Source organism: Roseibium sp. (genome assembly GCF_050301095.1).
Classification (GTDB): Bacteria; Pseudomonadota; Alphaproteobacteria; order Rhizobiales; family Stappiaceae; genus Roseibium.
In genome coordinates this window covers 1-4,734 of sequence record NZ_JBNKYW010000292.1, presented here as the reverse complement: position 1 = coordinate 4,734, position 4,734 = coordinate 1, and the positions used below count along the sequence as shown (strand labels likewise).

General features: G+C 57.5%; 5 protein-coding genes. 2 read left to right on the top strand and 3 right to left on the bottom strand.

The window, feature by feature from the left end; translation table 11 throughout:
- The 3 genes from ACQY7U_RS25500 to ACQY7U_RS25490 all read right to left on the bottom strand — a co-directional run.
- Positions 1 to 702 (bottom strand): hypothetical protein (locus ACQY7U_RS25500; protein ID WP_428651194.1); only part of this gene is annotated, 702 nt, incomplete at its 3' end.
- A 1,207-nt stretch (positions 703 to 1,909) separates the two neighbouring features.
- Positions 1,910 to 2,908, bottom strand: a complete 999-nt coding sequence (locus tag ACQY7U_RS25495; protein WP_428651192.1) for a L,D-transpeptidase — start codon at positions 2,906 to 2,908, stop codon at positions 1,910 to 1,912.
- Between the two features lie 107 nt (positions 2,909 to 3,015).
- The gene (locus ACQY7U_RS25490) at positions 3,016 to 3,507 is read right to left on the bottom strand and encodes a cupin domain-containing protein (RefSeq protein ID WP_428651190.1); all 492 of its coding nucleotides are present in this window, start codon (positions 3,505 to 3,507) and stop codon (positions 3,016 to 3,018) included.
- 269 nt (positions 3,508 to 3,776) lie between these two features.
- Between ACQY7U_RS25490 and ACQY7U_RS25485 the strand changes: the two genes are divergently transcribed.
- The gene (locus tag ACQY7U_RS25485; RefSeq protein ID WP_428651187.1) at positions 3,777 to 4,037 is read left to right on the top strand and encodes a PepSY domain-containing protein; all 261 of its coding nucleotides are present in this window, start codon (positions 3,777 to 3,779) and stop codon (positions 4,035 to 4,037) included.
- A gap of 2 nt (positions 4,038 to 4,039) precedes the next feature.
- Positions 4,040 to 4,690: a cytochrome b/b6 domain-containing protein gene (locus ACQY7U_RS25480; RefSeq protein ID WP_428651184.1), complete on the top strand. Its 651-nt coding sequence runs from the start codon at positions 4,040 to 4,042 to the stop codon at positions 4,688 to 4,690.
- Positions 4,691 to 4,734 lie beyond the last annotated feature (44 nt).

The window sequence follows — 4,734 nt, the reverse complement described above, 5'->3', positions numbered from 1 at the left end:
CTGGTCGAGGCTGCCGAACCACATGAAGAGATTGTTGCCCGGAGGCGCCCCGGCAAAGTCGAAATCAGGCTGCGCCGACGCGGCCACGAAGAGCTTGTTGGTGAAATCGAGATCGTCGTCACTGTCGTTCGTATCGCTGTGCGCCAGTGTGTAGCCGTCCATGAGTACGGCCCACATCTTGGCGCCGGTGATATCACCGTCGAGATTTGTCACCTCGTCGAGAAAAAAGGCCAGGACAATGTCGGTTCCGTCAGCCAACACGTTTACGGTATCTCCCGCCACGCCATAGACGATGTTGTCGTTTGTCGGATCGGCGAAGAAGTAGATCTCGTCGCCATCAACGGTGGAGTGTCCACTGGAATAGGTGGATACGGCGCCCGCGCCATACGCCGTGAAGGAATCACCGGCTGCGTTGGCAGCCAGCGAGAGATCGGTGATTTCCGCTCCCGGGTCGGCAGTGACTGTGACGACGTTGTCGCCTTCGTCGCTCGCCGCATCAGTCATGTCACCGCCATAGCCGCTCAACGCAGCTTCATCGATCATCAAAGAATAAAAGGTCAGCCGAGACGAAAAAGCCGCTGGTAGCCGGCTGTCCGAGATGTCGTGGTCGTCGCTGTCACCTGCGACAGCGGTGGTATAGTAGTTTTGCAGGCCTTCGGACTCGTCGAGGACCACATATTCGCCTGTTGCCGTGATACCCATGATCTCTACTCCCAATGTGCTTGTTCAGCCGGTATGCGGTCTCCTTGCACGGCCGCCTATATCCAGGCGCAGGTGCCGCCGCACTCCCGGTCAAATTCGTTGCTTGTCTCAGTGGTAATGCTGCGGTGGTCTCTTGACCCGGATACGACCAGAAACAGATCCGGGTCCGGTATCTGTGATGAACCGGACAGCAAACAGAACATCAGCCCCGTTTCCCGGGATCACCCCGCTCTCATCAAGCGTGCTTGTTCCAACTTGCGTAATCGCAATAGCCATTTTGTCCTCCCGATCGCCCTTCCAGGCGGCAGCGTGGGTTTTATTGCAGCGGAGGGTTCCGGCCTGGCGATGCGCATGCGCCGGTGTTGCGGGAGAAGATGAATGAGGCTTGTCGAGGCGGTGGTTCCGCCTGTCGATAATTGCGATTCCGCTGCCTCCGCCTCCGGTCGAAGCAGGTCCGATTGAACAGTCAGCGGCAGAAGATCCAGAAAGTCTGGCGGTCGCGCCGGGTGCGAAGGTCTTTACCGGTCAGGTAAATCGCCTTTGCCGAGGCTGTAGGCCGTCAAACGGATATGTCCGTTCAGCCCCATCCGCTTCGTCCCCACGCAGCGGATGCGTCATGCTGGCCTTGAGTTTGGAAACTCTAGTGAGTGGAACCCATTATTGGTAACTCCTCCATAATGACGGACAGTTGCAACTCAACTTTTCCGCCGTGGCATACCCTTTGCCGTCCCGATCCCACCAATTCGCAGAGGGGCGGCAGTTAACATTCCTACCCGGTCTGAAATGTAAGGGACTGCACACCCATATTCAACGGCAAATTGCAATAAAAGTAAGAAATTGAATGGGATTTTTATTAATTTATCCGCAAATATTTAAAACATACGCAGGAATAACAAGTAATGTGATTGATGTAACAAAAAAATACATACTTTCCCTTACGGTATTTTGATGCATGCCCGCACAATCAAATGGCGTATTTAAAGTAAATGTAACTTCAGATTGCTTCGGCAGGCACGACCATGCCGCTTTCGATCCGGTAGCACAGCTCACTCTCCGCACCAAAAGTCACAGGCTCATGAAAGACAGGGAACACCAAGAAACCCGGAACAGGCCGCCACCGGATCGAAAGCACAAAGACACGTGATCCGGGACGCGCCACGGCTCTGCCTGAGGCAGGCGAACACAGGGCGCCGGAATTCGCTATGGATTACGACATGATCACGAAGTCCTTGCCTGATCTAGTGTCCGGGTGAAGGGGTGCGTCGGTCAGGATCATGATCATGCCGGGATGCATTCTGGGTTTCATCGTTTCGAGAAAACGCTGATCCGCTTTCAGCCGGTGCAACGCCCGCTCTTCCGGCTGGAAAGTTCCGTCAACATCCGTGTTGTGACTGATCGCCAGCCAATGCAGACCTCGGGTCTTCGCATTGCCGCCCTTCAGCAGGAATACGTGGCTGCCCAGCGGATAGTCACCTTCAATATTCAGCCCGGTTTCGGCGACGACCGCACCGTTCTCGATAAGCATGATTTTCCGGTCACCGGAGGAGGCGATCACGGACGTAATCGGAGAGCTTTCGGCGGCGAGCCAGTCCTTCGGATGCTTCTTGTCTTCCAGCGATGCTTCGACTGTTTCGAATTCATCTTCGGCATAGGCGCTCAAGACCATGCCGGGATGTTTCAGCTCCCAGGGATCGGAATGCGATCCTGCGATGATGACGGGTGTTCCAAGGTGCGTGATCCCGAAGAGCTTTTCTGAAAAATCGAGCGGCAACCGCACGCAGCCGTGTGAGGCCGGATAGCCCGGCAGCTTGCCGGCATGAAGCGCAATTCCGGACCAGGTCAGCCGATTCATATTTGGCATCGGCGCATTGTTGTAGGTGCTCGAGTGGTGGTGCTTGTCCTTTTGCAGGACGACGAACACGCCAGTCGGCGTCGAATGGCCAGGTTTGCCGGTGGAACAGGTCGAGACGGCGATCCGCACACCATTGCGGTAGACGTGCACGAGCTGCTCAGGCAGCGACACCACGACCGCGACCGGGCCATCCGGTTGCCGGTCAGGGTGCCAGGTGAACTCACCCGGCTCAAGTTCGCTGACTTCCTTCAAAACCTGCCTGGCCGCGACTTCCATGCTGACAAACGCGACAGCGCAAGCACCGGCGCCGGCCAGAAAACCGCGGCGATCCATCCTTCCGGAAATCCGCTTCATGGTATTCCCTTCCCGCAAAAATGCCCGTTAAACGATAGCCGCGCTGCCTGGCACAGCCAAGAAAATTGAGCGGTGAGGATGCCTGGACCAAACCGGCGCTCCGACAGTTACTTCTTGCCGACATCTCCGCCGATTTTCTCGATCCGGTCGTGATCCACCAGATCGAAGGGCATGCCGGCGTTGCGGTAGATACGTTTGCCGAGCCGGGGATAGTCACCGACGTCGTGCGCAAGTCTTTCGCCGACGACAATGCAGCGCAGGACCTCCTCACCTGTGTTCTTGATGGAATGCGCCAGCCCACCCTTGCGATAGCCGATGAAATCGCCTTCACCGATCGAATGTTCTTCTCCGCCGATGAAGGCGGTTGCCGTTCCCGACAGCACAAAAACGCACTCGTCCTCCTGGTGGTGACAGTGGAATTCCGTGGTTTCACATCCAGGCTCGACCTCGATGAGGTGAAAACCGAATCCCGTCAGGCCCGTCTCGTCTCCGAGCGACTTGTTCAGGCGTCGGGCGTTGGGGTTCAGAAAATGGGTCTTCTTCCGGCCCTCCATTCCGGAAATCTCTTCTTTGGTGAGAATGTATTTGTGGTCCGGCATGCCCTGCTCCAGTCAATGCGTTTTCAGCAATGATTCAACCTTAGATCGGCGCCGGATCGTTTTGAAGCACGGAATTGCACCCTTCAGAAATCCCCAGGAAGCGCAAACGCCGTCCAAAGGCCTCGTGAAATCCGCCTAAGCACCTGCTTACGGGTCCCTTTATCAGCAATCCGTCAATCGACCCTGAGAGCTTCCCGGCGCCAAACAGGGTTTCGGCCAGAACCGGCCGAATGCAGTGACCCGAATACAAATTTCATGAAGGACTGAAAATGTTCAAGAAATCTCTCGCCGTGCTCATCCTGTCTCTCGCTCCTGTCGCCGCGCACGCTGCACCGGCGGTCGGCGACATGGTCGGGACTGGTCCTGAAGAGGCGAAGGCCGCCCTTGCCAGGGCCGGATGCACAGTCCGTGAATTCGAAGCCGAGGACGGAAAGATCGAGGCGAAATGCACAGACGCCTCGAATGCTTTGCTGGAAGTCTATATCGACCCCAAATCCGGCAAGATCACCAAAGTGAAGTCGGGCGACTGATGATGACCAGGCGCGTCAAGCCGACAAATCCGGAAGGGGCGCACAGCGCCCCCGACCCCTGGGACCCGATTGTGCGGATCAGCCACTGGCTGATCGCGGCCGCAGTTATCGCAAACGGACTTTTCACCAAATCCGGCGGAACCGTTCATATCTGGATCGGTTGGGGCGTTCTGGCGTTGCTGGCGCTTCGCCTCGCCTGGGGTCTGGTTGGCCCGGCGGAAGCACGCTTTTCCGCCTTTCCACCCGATCCGCGCGCTGCCGTGACGCATCTCTTTGAGCTGGTCCGCGGCAAGCCCCGCGAGTATCCTTCCCACAATCCCGCGGGCGCAATCATGGTCTATGCGCTCTGGGGCTGCCTTGCGACCGTGACGGCAACGGGCCTCGTCATGACAGGCGCCAGGAGCCCGATAGCGATCGCGGAGGAAAAGGCGGCTGTCGCCGCAGGCGACTGGACTGCATTGCTCAAAGCGGAAGACACCGGCGAAGACGAAGAGAACATCCTTCGCGAAGCCGCCGAGGAAATCCACGAAGGAGCCGCCAATCTCATGCTCGTGCTTGCCCTGATCCACGTTGCCGGCATTGCGGTTGAAAGCCGCGCCCTGCGGCGTAATCTCGTCCGCCCGATGGTCATGGGACCGAACAGGGACGAATGAACCTCGCGTTTGTTCGCCTGCCGCGTGGGTAGCGTCAAACGGCC